General features: G+C 59.7%; 14 protein-coding genes and 5 pseudogenes. 4 read left to right on the top strand and 15 right to left on the bottom strand.

What is annotated here, in order from left to right; genetic code table 11:
• Nucleotides 1-49: 49 nt before the first annotated feature.
• The 10 genes and pseudogenes from J3P88_RS12950 to trpC all read right to left on the bottom strand — a co-directional run.
• A pseudogene (locus tag J3P88_RS12950) lies at nucleotides 50-502 on the bottom strand (phenylalanine--tRNA ligase beta subunit-related protein); the annotation flags it as partial.
• A gap of 68 nt (nucleotides 503-570) precedes the next feature.
• Nucleotides 571-987 carry a DUF6917 domain-containing protein gene (locus tag J3P88_RS12945; protein WP_434575682.1) on the bottom strand — a complete coding sequence of 139 codons (417 nt, stop codon included), beginning with the start codon at nucleotides 985-987 and terminating at the stop codon, nucleotides 571-573.
• A complete protein-coding gene (locus J3P88_RS12940; protein ID WP_186706189.1) occupies nucleotides 977-1,894 on the bottom strand; it encodes a Gfo/Idh/MocA family protein in 918 nt (305 codons plus the stop codon). The genes J3P88_RS12945 and J3P88_RS12940 overlap by 11 nt, the downstream gene beginning before the upstream one ends.
• The gene (locus J3P88_RS12935; protein WP_434575680.1) at nucleotides 1,891-2,976 is read right to left on the bottom strand and encodes an Ldh family oxidoreductase; all 1,086 of its coding nucleotides are present in this window, start codon (nucleotides 2,974-2,976) and stop codon (nucleotides 1,891-1,893) included. The genes J3P88_RS12940 and J3P88_RS12935 overlap by 4 nt, the downstream gene beginning before the upstream one ends.
• A 6-nt stretch (nucleotides 2,977-2,982) precedes the next feature.
• Nucleotides 2,983-4,257, bottom strand: coding sequence for a M20/M25/M40 family metallo-hydrolase (locus J3P88_RS12930; RefSeq protein WP_434575678.1), 1,275 nt, complete (start codon nucleotides 4,255-4,257; stop codon nucleotides 2,983-2,985).
• Complete coding sequence (locus J3P88_RS12925; RefSeq protein WP_186706186.1) at nucleotides 4,241-5,110, bottom strand: sugar phosphate isomerase/epimerase family protein; 870 nt, start codon at nucleotides 5,108-5,110, stop codon at nucleotides 4,241-4,243. The genes J3P88_RS12930 and J3P88_RS12925 overlap by 17 nt, the downstream gene beginning before the upstream one ends.
• Nucleotides 5,094-6,209 (bottom strand): DegT/DnrJ/EryC1/StrS family aminotransferase, encoded by a 1,116-nt coding sequence (locus J3P88_RS12920; protein WP_186706185.1) that lies wholly within the window; start codon nucleotides 6,207-6,209, stop codon nucleotides 5,094-5,096. The genes J3P88_RS12925 and J3P88_RS12920 overlap by 17 nt, the downstream gene beginning before the upstream one ends.
• Nucleotides 6,206-7,339 (bottom strand): DegT/DnrJ/EryC1/StrS family aminotransferase, encoded by a 1,134-nt coding sequence (locus tag J3P88_RS12915; protein WP_434575677.1) that lies wholly within the window; start codon nucleotides 7,337-7,339, stop codon nucleotides 6,206-6,208. The genes J3P88_RS12920 and J3P88_RS12915 overlap by 4 nt, the downstream gene beginning before the upstream one ends.
• Nucleotides 7,336-8,391, bottom strand: a complete 1,056-nt coding sequence (locus tag J3P88_RS12910; protein ID WP_434575675.1) for a Gfo/Idh/MocA family oxidoreductase — start codon at nucleotides 8,389-8,391, stop codon at nucleotides 7,336-7,338. Before J3P88_RS12910 ends, J3P88_RS12915 begins: the two co-directional genes overlap by 4 nt.
• Complete coding sequence (trpC, locus tag J3P88_RS12905; protein ID WP_434575673.1) at nucleotides 8,388-9,176, bottom strand: indole-3-glycerol phosphate synthase TrpC; 789 nt, start codon at nucleotides 9,174-9,176, stop codon at nucleotides 8,388-8,390. Before trpC ends, J3P88_RS12910 begins: the two co-directional genes overlap by 4 nt.
• Before the next feature lie 159 nt (nucleotides 9,177-9,335).
• Between trpC and J3P88_RS12900 the strand changes: the two genes are divergently transcribed.
• Together J3P88_RS12900 and J3P88_RS12895 are read left to right on the top strand one after the other, a co-directional pair.
• Nucleotides 9,336-10,154, top strand: a complete 819-nt coding sequence (locus J3P88_RS12900) for an autoinducer binding domain-containing protein (RefSeq protein ID WP_434575671.1) — start codon at nucleotides 9,336-9,338, stop codon at nucleotides 10,152-10,154.
• A gap of 39 nt (nucleotides 10,155-10,193) precedes the next feature.
• On the top strand, nucleotides 10,194-10,811 hold the full coding sequence (locus J3P88_RS12895) for a LysE family translocator (protein WP_186706180.1): 618 nt from the start codon (nucleotides 10,194-10,196) through the stop codon (nucleotides 10,809-10,811).
• A 40-nt stretch (nucleotides 10,812-10,851) separates the two neighbouring features.
• Here J3P88_RS12895 and J3P88_RS12890 read toward each other — a convergent pair whose 3' ends face one another.
• Nucleotides 10,852-11,154: a transposase gene (locus J3P88_RS12890; protein ID WP_434575669.1), complete on the bottom strand. Its 303-nt coding sequence runs from the start codon at nucleotides 11,152-11,154 to the stop codon at nucleotides 10,852-10,854.
• Nucleotides 11,155-11,281: 127 nt separating this feature from the next.
• A pseudogene (locus J3P88_RS12885) lies at nucleotides 11,282-11,401 on the bottom strand (transposase); the annotation flags it as partial.
• Nucleotides 11,402-11,658: 257 nt separating this feature from the next.
• Between J3P88_RS12885 and J3P88_RS12880 the strand changes: the two are divergent.
• A pseudogene (locus J3P88_RS12880) lies at nucleotides 11,659-12,152 on the top strand (hypothetical protein).
• Between the two features lie 70 nt (nucleotides 12,153-12,222).
• On the opposite strand, the pseudogene J3P88_RS12875 reads toward J3P88_RS12880, so the two are convergent.
• Together J3P88_RS12875 and J3P88_RS12870 are read right to left on the bottom strand one after the other, a co-directional pair.
• Nucleotides 12,223-12,444, bottom strand: a pseudogene (locus tag J3P88_RS12875) (hypothetical protein); the annotation flags it as partial.
• Between the two features lie 112 nt (nucleotides 12,445-12,556).
• Nucleotides 12,557-12,882: pseudogene (locus J3P88_RS12870) on the bottom strand (transposase); the annotation flags it as partial.
• A gap of 256 nt (nucleotides 12,883-13,138) precedes the next feature.
• Between J3P88_RS12870 and J3P88_RS12865 the strand changes: the two are divergent.
• The gene (locus tag J3P88_RS12865) at nucleotides 13,139-13,342 is read left to right on the top strand and encodes a DUF7660 family protein (protein ID WP_434575667.1); all 204 of its coding nucleotides are present in this window, start codon (nucleotides 13,139-13,141) and stop codon (nucleotides 13,340-13,342) included.
• Nucleotides 13,343-13,702: 360 nt separating this feature from the next.
• Here the strand turns inward: J3P88_RS12865 and J3P88_RS12860 are convergent, their stop codons facing one another.
• Nucleotides 13,703-14,434: a transporter substrate-binding domain-containing protein gene (locus J3P88_RS12860; protein ID WP_434575665.1), complete on the bottom strand. Its 732-nt coding sequence runs from the start codon at nucleotides 14,432-14,434 to the stop codon at nucleotides 13,703-13,705.
• Between the last annotated feature and the right edge of the window lie 63 nt (nucleotides 14,435-14,497).

Below are 14,497 nucleotides of genomic sequence, written 5' to 3'. Positions count from 1 at the left end.
CGCACCCTAGCAACAGCAGGTCAGAGGTGCTGTCGCGGGTAGCGGTATGGACCGTGTCTCGAATGGAAAACAGCGACAAGACTTTCTTTGAGTCACGCAGCACCAGCAGGCCAGCCGGCAGCGGCTCGCGTCCTTGGCCGCCAACGGGCTCGTACGACTCGTCCTCACCAGAGAGGTCCAGCAGCACCGGTCCCTCGATTCCTGCGGCATCAAATGCCCCCAGCGAAGTCATGGTGGAGACCGCCACCCAATTGACCGTATCGACCACCTCATTTATGCGCGGCAACCGCGCCCGGGCCCGGCCGAATGCACGGTGGATGAAGTTGGCGACCGAAGGCAGGTGCTTGCGCGGATTAATGCCCGCACGTTGGTAGTAGTTCGCATACGGCGCAATCGATGGGTGGGTCAGCAAGGCATCCTTGTCTACGCCAGTCCATGCTGCGCGGTTGGCCGACCAGTCAAGCCCTGCCCCATCGACGCTTCCCACGCCAGGCAGGCGCATTGCCAGGACCCTGGCGCCTGGAAACTGCACGCGCGCCGCTGCCGATACATCGATCTCGAATATCTCGTTCATTGCTCTTCCTCGAAGTGCAGGTAACTGCCTAAGCCGCAATCCCGGAGGGTGCCACCGGTCAGCAGGTCGTCCGCCGCTATCAGGATGTTGTAGTGGTTGGGAAAGTGGCATTCGTCAAAGCCAATGACCTGACCAATGCAGGTGTCGCCTAGCAACACCCGATCACCGCGCTCGATGACCCCGGCCTGCTGGATTTCGACGAAGCCGATGAAGCCGACCCGCTCAATCCGGTCGCCCGGCTTAGCCCCTGACTGGTCGGTCGTCACCACTTCGTGCAACTCGCCGCGCCGCACACAACGGGAGCGGTGCTCGATCAACGTCATGCCACGTGCTTGCTGAGTGTGATAGAGCAGCTTCACCAGCCTAGTCTCGAGCCTGGCCTTGGACGGCTGACGGGGCTGTTCAGCGAGCATCGCGGGCCTCCATGGCATAGGTAGCGCGCACCAGCCGCACCGCATCGACACCAATCGAACCGTCTTCGACCATGCCTTGGATGCTCCTGGCTAGATGGGCGATGACGCCCTCGTATTCGTGATAGAGGGACGTCTTGAAACCCACGCTGTCCTTGAGCAGGTCGACGATGACTTGGCGTCCGTCGGCGTAGTCGATCACCAGGTCTTTCTGTTCGCCGTGGGCATAGTCCCAGCTCAGTTCAACGCTCGCCTCAAGCCCGACCGCGTTGGTCAGCGTGACCAATGCCCCCATGTCGATCCCCAACGCATTTCGACGAACCTGCGCCCCAGTGACCTCGAGTCGGCCAAGCACAAAGCTCAGCGTGTCGTAGACATTCGGGCCATTGTCGGCAATGCAGCCGCCACCACAGGAGGCACTGTCCAAATACCAGGTGTCATGGCCGGCATGATCCTCGATGCGCTCGTGGTAACGCGCCCGAACATGCACCGCACCATTGAACAGGCCTTGCTTCACGGCATTGAGCAGGTGGGTGTTGTAGCGTCGGTGAAAGGCCGTGAGCAGCGTCAAGTTCAAGCGGCGGGCCATGTCGCGCAACTGCTCGGCCTGGTCCAGTTCGAGGGTCAATGGCTTCTCGCAGCACACATGCTTGCCCGCCTCCAGGGCAGCCATGCAAGCGGTGAAATGAAGATGGTTGGGCAGGTTGATGATCACCGCGTCGAGGTCCGGGTCGGCGAGCAAGGTGGTGTAATCGGTATGGCAACGCACATCCGTCGCCGCGAATGGCGCCAGCCGTTCGGGCGCCTTGTCGCACACCGCCACCAGCTGGCACAGGGTGCTGTCTTGCAGCGCCTTGAGGTAGTAGTGGGAGATCACTCCCATGCCGATGATGCCAAGCCTTATGGTCATGCCGCTGTCCTCGTGATTTGTGAAATACCGAGTTGTCCCGCGATGCTATCGAGCTGCTCCAACAGTGCGGCATCGACGGGAATGCCCTGTGCCAGGCGTTCGGTACGCACCCTCAGGTCAGGCGCGCCGGGATAGCTCAGCGGGTCGAACGCCGGATGCACAGGCGCCTGCGTGATGTGCTGGAGCAATCGGTCCATCGACGAGCGGAAACCTTCGCCAGCACCAAAGGCTTCGGGGGACAGGGCCAGGAAGAAGTGGCCGATGCTATTGCGCCCCGGGTTGCCAAGGTCCGCACCGGTCTGGGCACCACTGAGCACCCCACACAGGATCTCGACCATCATCCCAAGGCCCAAGCCCTTGTGTCCGCCCTGCTCCGCGTAAGCCCCGCCGAGCATCGGCAACATCGCGCTGCCGTCCAGGTACGCGCCAGGATCGCTAACCTCGCGGCCTTCGGCATCGTGAAGCCAGCCGGTGGGAATGGTTTGCTGGCGTCGAATGGCCTGTTTGATCTTGCCGCTGGCGCAGACCGTCGTGCTCATGTCCAACAGAAATGGCGCTGGCATAGCAGCCACCGGAGCCGCCAGGCTGATCGGGTTCGTCCCCATCAAGGGCGCCATACTGCCCAGCGGATGAGCGACGGGCTCACGACCCAGGTTGGTCATAGCCATGCCGATCATGCCGTGTTCCAGTGCCATGCTGGCGTAGAAACCTGCCGCGCCGAAGTGCGAACTGTTGCGCACCACCGCACAGCCAATCCCAAAGTCCCGGGCCTTGTCGATGGTCCGTTCCATGGCCTGCTGTCCCGCCAACAGTCCCAGCCCGCCGTCGGCATCAAGCGTGGCGCAGGCCCCTTGATCGCTGATCCACTGGCCGGTGGCGGCCAGGTTGATTTCACCGCTCCGGGCACCGGCGATATAGACATTGACCAGGTTGGCGATGCCATGGGTATCGTGGCCGTTCAGATCGGCATGCAATAACACGGGCGCCGCCTTCTGGGCCTGGGATGCGGTGAACCCGGCTGCCTTGAGGGCAGCCACAGTGAACCCATGCAGCTCGTTGGCTGCAATGCAGAAGAAATCCATAGCGTTTTATCCTTGCTTGAGAGTGTTTGCGATCGGCTCGGCAAAGCGGCGTAGCAGCCGCTTTACAGCAACTGCAAAGGTGTCCAGGTCATTGATCGAAACGTATTCACGGGAGGTGTGCGCACCGTTGTCGGCCAGTGAGCCCGGCCCCCAGACGACGCTGTAGACGCCGTCGCCCTGAGCCCACATCGCATCGCAGGTGAAGGCCTGTTCGGCATCCGGGTTCGGCACGATGCCGGCCTCGCCCAACAGGCGCTGCAAGGCCACATGGTGGTTGTTCAGGACCGGCAAGCCGCGCTTGAGCCAACGAGCGCTGCAGGTGGTGCGCAGGCGTTCGACAGTCATGAGGAATGGCGGGCTTTGGGCGAAACGTGAGCCGCACTGCTGCAACGCCTGGTCGAACGCTTGCTCCACCAACACTTCGGCATCGCGCGCCTGAGCGGCGCTGCGATAGGCAAAATTGAAGAGACAGTGCCCGCTACCGTAAACCCGGTTGTGGTGCATGCCGGTATGCAGACCGGCCAGGGTCATCTTCACCTGCAGCGCGTGCATCGGCTCTGCCAACTGGGCAGCCATGGCCTGGGCGATGAAACCCAGAACCAGCGAAGCATTGTCGCCCTGGTGCGGAAAGTCGTCGGTCGAATCCCTGCCGTCCATCCGTACTTCATACGTCATGGAGGTGGTAGAGGCATCGAAGTAACCGGCTCCCGTCGGTTCCACAAAGATGTTCAAACACCCCAGGTGACCCTGCTGGCACAGGTAGTGGGTGCCATAGACGCCCATGGCGCCCCCTTCTTCACCGGCCACCACCTGGATCAGCACGCGGATATCGTCCAGCACCTGCGGCTCTTGCATCTGCAATGCCTCCAGGGCTGCCAGCACCGCCAAGCCTGGCCCCTTATTATCCACCGCGCCGCGACCCTGTACGGCGCCGTCGAGCACCCGCACCGGCAGATGAGGTGACACAGTGTCCATGTGGAAATTGAACATGATCGTACGTTCCCGCGGCCCGTTGCCGATCTCCAGAACGCTATGCGGCTGCCAAGCCAGGAACTCGGGCGCCTCGTTCATCCGGCGTAGCACCGAAACCGGCACCCGCGCCTCATCGGGCAGGACGCCTGGACCGCTGAACACCTCGCGCATGCCGACTGTCTGCGCCCACTGGGCGAACAGGGTATTGGCCTGGGCAATGCACGAGGGCTGTCCGGTCTCCATCGGGGTCACGGTGTCGATGCGCAGCAGTTGCTCAAGCCGGTCTACATATTTATCCGTGAACAGCATGTCTTGCCTCCCTGCAGGATTGCAGCAAGTCCCGCGCATGCTCGGCATAGGCCTGATAGGTCTGCCTTTGTCGATGCGGGTCCGTAGCCGTCTGTTTGAGATGCGGGATCAGGCACAGGTGCGGCTCGATCGAAAACCAACCGTCGTAACCCTCGCCCATCAACAGCTCAATGCAGTCCCTGGCACCCACTTGCCCTTCTCCGGGGAAGGTGTAGTGCACTTCGTCCGATACCCAGCAACCATCCTTCAGATGCACATGCGCCACATGAGGAAGCACTTGGCGCAGGAATCCCAGGGCGTCATAGCCATAGCTCAGACCATTGCCGATATCGAACAGCAGCTTCAAGTGATCCGAGCCAACGGCATCGAGCAACTGCAGGGTCTGCTCGGCGCCCTGGCCGGCCCACCCGGCACAGTTCTCGTGTATCAGCACGACGTCGGCGTCTTCGGCCACTTCCACCAGACGCTTGAATCGCTCAATGACCGCATGCCGCCAGCGGGCCTCGTCCCAGCCACAATTGGGGTAGGACATGACACGGATCATCCGCGTCCCCAGACGCCCGGCCATCTGTAACAGGCATTGCAATTCGGCCCGGTCAGTCTGCCAGTCGGTATCGATCCTGCTGCCCCAATTGCCGATCTGTGAGGCCAGGACCACCACGTCCATGGACTGTGCGAGCAGCGAATCGCACATCGATACGCGTGATCGTTCCGACAGGTTGGCCAGCGGCACGCTGTCGACACTGCGCAGCTCGAGATGTCGCCAGCCCAGTTCAGCGTGGCACGCCAACTGCTCGGCCAAGGACGCGCAGCCTTCATCGGCGATTCCCGTGAGCTTAAATGACCTCGGCATGGCTGAACTCCTTCAACGCCTCGATGACGCGCGATACCTGCCCGTCGCTCATGCCGGAGCACAGGGGCAATGCCAGGCATTGCTTGCCCAGCAGACGCGCATTGGGGTAGTGCGCCGGCCCTGCGGACCATTGGACAAACGCCGGCTGCTCAGGCAAGGGCACAGGAAAATGCACGCGGGTCTGGATACCGCGCGCGGTGAGATGCCTGGCTAGCCGCTCACGCTCTGCACTGCGCACGACATAGGCGTGAGGGGAGAAATCCGGGGTACCGCGATGCTGGCCGAGCAACACGCCGTCGCTGGCTTCGATGGCTTCGTCGTAGGCCTTTGCAATGGCCTGCTTGCGGGCCAGGTGCAAGTCGTTTTCCCGCAACCGGGCCTGCAGCCAGGCGGCATTGGTCTCATCCATGCGGCTGTTGTATCCCAAGCGCTGGTGGTAGAAACGCCGACGGCCGTCCTGCCCATGATTGCGCAGCATCCGGAGGGCTCCCGCCACCTGGTCGTCGTCAGTAATCACCGCACCACCATCGCCGATACCGCCCAAGGGTTTGGCCGCAAAGAATGAATACACGCCAATGTCACCGAGTGTGCCTGCATGACGGCCGCGCAGGCGCGCCCCGAATGCGGTAGCACTGTCCTCGAGAATCAGCACATCCTCGGGCAATGCCTCACGCAACGCATCGATGTCAGCCAGGCCGCTGAACAGGTGGGCGACCAATACCGCCCGCGTCCGGGGGGTCAAGGCGCGGACGACGGCCTCGGCTTCGAGCACGCCGCTGTGGGGGGCAACGTCCACGAATATCGGTGTAGCACCCGCCTGCACAATGGATGAGGCGGCCGATACGTAGCAAAAAGCAGGTGTTATGACCTCATCTCCCGGCCCGATACCGGATGCAATCAGCGACAGGGTCAGGCCGGAGGTCGCAGAACTTACACAGACAGCGTGGCGCGCACCGACCTTGGCCGCCAGGGCTTGCTCGAAATCCTGAACCTGCTGCTTGAGAATGAAATCGCCTTGTTGGACCCGGGCAGCGAGAATCTCGAGTATCTGTGTCTGCGCATTGGGATAACGGCGTTGGAAATCCTGGTACTTGATCATGACTGGGCTCCGGCAGCGGCATAGAACTCGGTGATCGCCTGGCACACGCTGGCAACATCTGACGCACTCAGATCGGCATAGAGAGGAAGGCCCAACGCCCGGGTGGCGGCCCGCTCGGCGACCGGAAAGCGACCCTCGGCATGGGTTGGCCCGGCGCACACCGGCTGCAGGTGCAGCGGCAGCGGGTAGTAGGCCTCGACGCCAACCCCGCGCGCAGCGAGATGCTCGACCAGGCCGTCACGGTTCTGCGCCTCGATCAGGTAGACATAGTCGACGCATCGCTGGCGCGCTGCCCGAGGCAACGTGACCGGCACCTGCAGGTATTCACCCAAGGGCCCCAGGTGCAAGTCGTAGGTATCGCGAAGCGCGGCACGTCGTTCGATCTCCTGGTCCAGCTCGGGCAAGCGCGCCCTCAGCCATAGGGCCTGCAGGTCGTCCATTCGGCTGTTGTAGCCCAGGCACTGCGCCAGGCCGCTGGCATCACGGCCATTGTCGAGGATCTGTCGCACCCGCCTGGCCAGGTCCGCATCGCGGGTCAGGACCATTCCGGCATCGCCGAGCGCACCCAGGGTCTTGGTGGGGAAGAACGACAGTACGCCAAGGTCCCCGATCAGCCCGGCATGCCTGTCGTTCCAGCGCATTCCGATTCCTTCGGCGCTGTCCTCGACAACCTTCAGCCCATGTCGGCAGGCGATGTCCATCAACGCATCCATTTCGGCCATTTGCCTGAACAGATGGACTGGCATGATGGCTCGGGTACGCCGGGTGATGCAGGCTTCGATCAGGGAGCAGTCAATTGCATAGCTGCCAGGTTCGATATCGACGAACACCGGCGTCGCCCCCACTTGCAGGATGCAGGAGACCGAAGCGAAGAAGCTGTAGCAAGGCACGATGACTTCATCACCCGGGCCGATGCCCAACGCCATCAGACAGATGATCAGCGAATCGGTAGCGTTGCCGGTAGCGATAGCATGGGGCGCGCCGGTATAAGTGGCGATAGCCTGCTCAAAAGCCCGCACCTGTTGGTCATTGACCCAGCCGGACTGTCGATGAAACTCCGCCAGCCCCTCCTCCAGCAGCGGCAAGGCGCGGGTGAATCCTTCGGTGATCTGGAAAAACGGAACACTCATCGAACGGCCTCCTTGGCCATATGCATATTGATCGACGCCAATGCGCTGGCAGATGCAACGCCGCGGGCCTGCTCCAGCAGTTCGACAACCTGCTGGTTGAAGGCCACCGTGCCGCTGCGAGGCATATCGCCGCCGTGACCCTGCAGGTGGTTCCGGAAATAGCGGTAGTACTCGCCCACACAGGTGGTCAGGGGCTCGTCAGCGAAGATCTGGTGAGTGCTACTGCCACTGTGCTCGGTGTCGCATCTGAGCTGTGCGTAGCTGTCGTCGGCACCTACGGGGAAAAAACCTTCGCAGCATTCGCCACTTTCCAGTTGCAGGCGCACACTGCGTTGGCGGATCGGACTGGCAAGATCCGATTCGAGCAGCACCTCGATGCCTTGCTCATCGTGCCAACCGATGCTGCCCGCCTTCATGGCCTGGCGCAGCTTGCCTTCGACGCGCAGATCTTCGGTGTGCGCGTGAAACCCGGACGCCGGAGCACCGGCGAACAGCAACGCCAGGCAGACTTGATGCGGCATTTCAATGTCGAACAGGTGTTCGCCATGGCGGGTGAAAGAGCGCGAAAAGCGAGGCTTGTCATGGATGACGTGCACACTGCGAAGCGGCTGTTCACTGGCTTCCAGCCACCGGGTGAGCCGTGGAATCAACAGACTGTGGCCCCACACCGAAACCACCAGAATCTGCGCATCATATTGTTGCTCCATGGAACGCAGTGCCTGGGCCTCGGCCAGGTTCATCACCATGGGTTTCTCAATGATGATGTATCGGAAACCGGCCATAAGCGCCTCGTGCACATGACGCAAGTGCAGGGCCGGTGGCGTACAGATGTGCACGACACCTACCCTGCCCTGCAGTGCCGACGCCTCGGGTAGACAGTGCAGCATCACCAGGCCATCGACCAACCCACCGCCCAGCTCAGGGTCCACGACCGTGATGGTGGTGTCGACATCGGGCAGGCAGCCCTGCCGATGCAATGAGCGCAGGCTGGCCAGATGCAGGTTTCTCCCGCAGTGACCGAAGCCGAAGATGATTGAGCGCAGCATCGTCATACAGCCTCATCCGCGCCCAGCAGCCGACGGCTCTCCAGGCAAGGGTCAGCAGCTGTTAGCAGACGTTCCCCCACCAGCGCGGCGGTAAAGCCGATGCGTTCTACCAACTGCATGTCCTGATGACCGGCAACACCGCTTTCCGCCACGGCGATAACCGAAGCAGGCAGACACTCGAACAATTGGGCGGAGCGGTCGAAGTCGACCTTGAAGGTATCGAGGTCGCGATTGTTGATACCTACTATCGACGCGTCGACCGATAGCGCCTGGTCGATGTCCGCCTCGTCAAAAGTCTCCACCAATACATCCAGCCCCAGCTGGTTCGCCAAGGTATGCAACCTCGCAAGGCTGCCGGGCGGCAGGCAGCGGACGATCATCAACACCGCGTCGGCGCCCAGTGCCCGCGCCTCGTAGACTTGGTACTCATCAACGATGAAGTCCTTGTACATCACCGGCAAGGTGATTTGAGGATGGTTGGCCAGCATGCCAACGACATGGGGCGCATTACCAAAGAACCGACTGTCGGCGATGACCGACAGGGCACTGGCGCCCCCGGCCTGGTACGCCATCGCCAACTGGAGTGGATCATAGTCAGCACGCAGCACGCCCTTGGACGGCGAGCGGTACTTGGCTTCGGCAATGAGAGAGATTCCCTCGCCTGCCAAGGCACCGGCAAAGTGACGGGGCGCTCGTGCGTCACGAATCCGCTTGAGCAGGGCATCGATACCATGCGCCTGCTTGCGTTGAGCCGTTTCCTGGACTTTGTATCTGACAATCTCTTCGAGCATGGATCGACCACCATCAATGAGTTTGGGATAGCGCCGGTAAGAAGGCTGCAGAGAAACAGTGCTGTTCCTCTGTCAGCCGGCGAGGAGCAAACCTAATGGCCGTGAAGGTTTAAAACCACCTACCCAATGGGGTAGGCAGGCGCCAGGATGCCATCGGCGATGGACCGCACCGACATGCGATGGCACTGGCCCTGCAGGCTTTCCATGGGGATTTCACTGGGGTATAACAAACGTCGGGAAACGGCATCCGGAAATGGAGATTCGATGCGTACTTGGCTCGCAAACCTGCTGGCATGGACAAGCTCGGTCAAAGATGAGCAGGACTTGGTGAACGGCGTTCAACGTGTTGCCTGGGAGTTGGATTTCGAATGGTTTTCGTTCGGTGTCTGCACAGCCCTGCCTTTTTCCAACCCCATCATGCAGATGCGCTGCAATTTCTCGAGCACCTGGCAGCGCCGCTACAGCGACGCCGATTTCCTGCTTGTCGACCCTTCGGTACAGCGCGCGCGCGCCTGCACCACACCCTTTTTGTGGCAGGGAGAACTGCTGCGCAAGATGCCGCAGTTCTGGGAAGAAGCTCGCGCCGCAGGCCTGAGATACGGCTGGGCCTGCTCGCGTACCAATGCCTCGCGCCACCAGAGCATGCTGACCCTCGCCCGCGGCAGCTCTACGCTGGATGTGGCCGAACTCAATGCCAAGGAACTCAAGATGCGCTGGCTCGCCGAGACTATCGCGCCAGTGATGGAAAGGCTGCTGATCACCCCGTCCCATCAGGCCCAGCATTACCGGCTGACCGCACGGGAAATCGAGGTGCTACGTTGGACGGCCGATGGCAAGACGCAGGAAGAGATCGCGCAGATCCTGGCCATCTCCTTCGACACCGTCAAATTCCATGTGAAGAACGCCGTGGGCAAGCTCGGCGCCACTAACAAAACCGCAGCGGTGGTCAGGGCAGCCGTCCTGGGCATCATCAGTTGACCCCACATCTACCTCACAGGGAGCGTCACCGTGTTTCCAATGGACATCTGGTTCACCTACACCACAGCTTGCGTGCTGCTGGTCCTCTCTCCAGGCCCTGACAATTTGCTGGCGATAGGACGCGGGCTCAGCCAGGGTCGCCTGGCTGCCCTCGTGTCGGGCCTGTCGTCTGGCCTGGGTATCCTGTTTCACGTCACCACCGCGTCGCTGGGGCTCACGTTGTTGATCCAGACCTCGACCGTCGCCTTCTGGGTGGTCAAGTTGGTGGGGGCAGCCTACCTGCTCTGGCTCGGGATAAAGGTGCTGCGTTCCAGGAGCCTGGTGACCTTCGCACCCGCCGCGCGGCAGCCCCTTCGAAACATATTGCTCACAGGTTTCCTTTCCGCGGCGCTCAATCCCAAGCCAGGGTTGTTCGTGCTGGCGTTCATCCCTCAATTCATCAATCCTGCACTCGGCTCGGTCACTGTGCAGATGCTGGTCTACGGGTTCTGGTTCGCTCTGCTGACGGCCGTGGGATTTTCGCTGATGGGGATTTTCGCCACGCGCCTGTCGCAATACATTTGTCGACGCCCGCGCCTTGCCAACGGACTCAACCTCGGCGCGGGATTGACCTTCATCGTGTCAGGACTTTCCATCGCTGCTCTTAGCCAGAAATAACTGCGTTCGGTGGTGAGCCAGATGGCGTCGATGCGGATCATTAAGGGAGTTCACGGACAAAGCGGGCGCAGCCGTCAGGATCGGAAGTTGGCCATTTCACGGTGATCGATTGCTCGCCAATAATCGCCAACGTTTCCGCCTGCCGTTTGGGCGTAGGTCTCAACGGAACGAAAGCCGGCAACGCCGCTGGCGGCTGATCTCGGTAAAGCGGTATCCACTTGCGGATAACGTTGGCGTTGATGCCGCGGCTGATGGCAACGCTGGATAGGGTTGCCCCCGGTTGTAGGCATTCCTGAACAACCTGGGCTTTGAAGGGCTTCGGGTAAGAGCTTCGTTGGCGCATGGAAATCCGACGTGCTTGGTTATCTCATGCAGCGACAACTTATCTCGAAAGTGAATACGCCGAATCTTGCCCATCATTTCCATGCTGATCACCTCGACGCGTCCATACCGTCGAACTTGGCGCGCTACTTATAGAGGATCGCCAAGCTGATGCCGTGCTCGCGGCACAGCTCCGGGACTGGGCTGCCGACCTCAGTTTACTTAAGAATGGCAATGATTTGGCTGTCGGAAAAACGCGATGTCTTCACGCACAATTTCCCTGATCCAATCAGGAGAAAATTCTACTTCCGACGAGTACGTGTTTCATGGGGCTAGTTCACATTACCAGTTTTCGGTCAGCGGCAACACTGTGTGTTCTGACAGGTCTAATTTCCGTCCTCCTTGTTATGGTTTGAGTCCAATTGATTAGCCGGACGACTAATCAACACTTTTAAAGGAGGAAACAGTGTCCCGACTATTCTCGCCGCTAACATTGCGCGGAACTACTATTCGAAATCGAATTGGTATGGCGCCCATGTGTCAATACGTGTCCGACGACTCGCTGGTGAATGACTGGCACAAAGTTCACCTGGGTGCTCGGGCAATTGGGGGGTAGGTCTTATCATCCTCGAGGCCACCTCTGTGACTGCGGACGGACGAGTAACACCCCAGGATCTTGGTCTCTGGTCGGACGCGGCAGTGCCAAAACTCAGGGAACTTGCTTCATTCTTGAGTGCGCAGGGGAGTGTTCCAGGCATTCAACTTTCCCATGCGGGTCGTAAGGCCAGTCGTCTAAGGCCTTGGGAGGGTGACCTTCCATTGCTCGCGGAGCAAGGAGGCTGGGAGCCTGTCGGGCCGAGCCCGATTCCATTTGCAAAAGGATATGCTGTGCCCCGTGAGCTGGATCTTTCGGAAATACCAGCGTTACAGGAGGCCAGACTCACTAGCCTGCCCCGAGTATGTCGCCCGTATAACGTCCAACCAATACCAAGAATTTTGTTTATCGTTGCCGCAGAGTGAACGCTCAGAAGGCCAACGCTGACATGATCACGGATTGCGGCACTTCAGGAAGCCGCGAAACATCACATGGCTACTCCGTGAGTCCGCGATGTGAATTCAATGTTCCCAAGCCCCTCCACAGCCCCGCCATTATCCCCAGCCCCTCTTGAACAATATCGGTCAACAGATGCTCATCTGGCGCATGCTGAGCACAGGCTGCGTAGGAATGAGGTATCCACAGCGTCGGTAACCCGAGGGAATGGGCAAACATATCGTTAGGGATAGACCCACCGATATTGGGCAGAACTACGGGCGCACGTCCAACCGAGCGAGAAATTGAAGCCATGGTTATCGAAATGCTCTCTGAGAATTGTCTCGATTGATTCGTATGCAGTTCATACGACAAATCGCATGGGGCAGCCGGAGTCGGCCATGTTTTTGAACTCCGGAGCCAAACGCCCCGTTAGCCACATCAACTCGACGTTGCGCTCGGCCTCACGCTCAAGCCGGCGACTGGACTGAATCCAATTGAGGTAGCCGTAGATATAGATCTTCCGCAAGACCGCTGGGTGGTGGCTGGCCGACCGGTTGCGGCAGGATCGACGCCCTCAAACCCAAGTGCGCCCAAGTCGAGTTCATCGACGAAAACGTCGACCACTCGCACTGGATTTTCTTCGGTTACGTAATCGTCCAGACACTCCGGCAGCAAGGTGACTTGCGTCCGGGCCTCGCCTTCAATGAATCGCTTCATGATCGCCCCTGTTACGACCTCGACGATGAAAAGGTTAGACGATTGCTTGCCCTTTCTCACAGCCTCCCCCAAAGAGAAAGTAAGCTTGCTCCTCATCTCGTGGCATAGCAGCATAGTGAGAATTTACTCCTTCGCTATCACCTATCCCGCACTTCCAAGGTCACCATGTCCATAAGTCTTGATGAGCTACTGAAAACCGTAGACGACGAACAGTCATTCATCGGCTTCATTGAAGCTCTAGGTATGGATTTCGCCGATGAGCGTTTGCTGGAAGAGAGCTCTCCGTCGTCTCCCTATGGACCGGGGCGTTGGATGGGAAAACGGCTCTATTGATACCTTTCTTGATGCTGCCGCAGCGTGGGCGACTGCCAGCTCACGCAGTTCCCCTGTGAGTGCCAGTAGATCAAACGTATGGCAACGCTGTGCGGCCATTCTGCTGGCTGGTAAATTTTATGAGTGAGCCCAGCCATTGCTGTTCGAAGGACTACGACCGAACAAAGGCTGCCGGTCGTGAAAATCCACTATCGGCTCATACTGCTTCAAACCGCAGGTCTTGAACTGCTCGGCGGTGTTTTCACACAGGCTGGGCCCGAAGTAGCCATGTCGACATGAGTGCAGACATTTTTTAGGCACAAAAAAAGCCACTCAGATGAGTGGCTTTTTTTGAATCTTGGAGCGGGAAACGAGACTCGCATCTGGTGTCCTACTCATTGAAATTTAAGGGGTTTCTTTTCTTGCCGGAGCAGGAAAAGACTTGATTCTGGACTTGTTTTTTGGGCATTTCAAGAGCACCAGAGAGTGATAGAGGCGGCTCGCCGCTTCACGCCAACGGCGCTACCGTAACGTCGGCCTGGCCGCCCTGGGCCAGAGCGGCCTGAACGAACCCGTCAGCCTTCTTGCGCTCAACGAAGTCCCTGATATAGGCCGCACCGGCTTCACAACGACGTGGCACGGCCACCGCCTGGCGAATGGACGTGAACGCACCGTCTAAAACTCGGTACTTTGGATTACCTGCCGCCACTTGCTCCAACGGTTGACGCACTCCTGCGGCTGCATCCAGATTCTTTTCGCAATACAGATCTACTGCACCCGCAGATGTTTCAGCACGCTCAAGCTGTGCATGATTCAACGTACGAGACAGGAACAGATCGTAGGCAGCGCCTTTGCCAACGGCTAACCTCAAGCCCGGCTGATCGAGGTCCTGGACGTGCTGATAGGGAGAATCCGCCGCCACCAAGTACGTCCCCTCGATGACGACGTAGGGTTCGCTAAACGCGATTTGTTCTTCTCGTACGGGCTCGATTGCCAGAAAAGCTATATTCCAGATGCCCTCCTCCAAGGCCGCGAAGACCTTGCCGGCGGCATCGAAAGTGACCATTTCCAGACTCACGCCAAGCTCTTCAGCCAGCGCTTTTGCCAGGGCGACAGACACACCTTGCGGCGATCCATCCTGAGCTTTTTGCGCCAATACAGGATTGCCAAAGTTAATGGCGGCACGCAGGACGCCTTGTGGCGCCAAGTCGTTGGTTATCGCACGGTTGATAACACTCATCTTGATGCTCCGAGGGTTCGGTTAAGGTCTTACCAGATTGGCAAGATGTAGAAAACGATCCAA

It is taken from the genome of Pseudomonas sp. Z3-6 (assembly GCF_051131985.1).
Classification (GTDB): domain Bacteria; phylum Pseudomonadota; class Gammaproteobacteria; order Pseudomonadales; family Pseudomonadaceae; genus Aquipseudomonas; species Aquipseudomonas zanjanensis.
The sequence above is the reverse complement of the archived record's forward strand: the minus strand, read 5'-3'. Positions and strand labels throughout refer to the sequence as shown.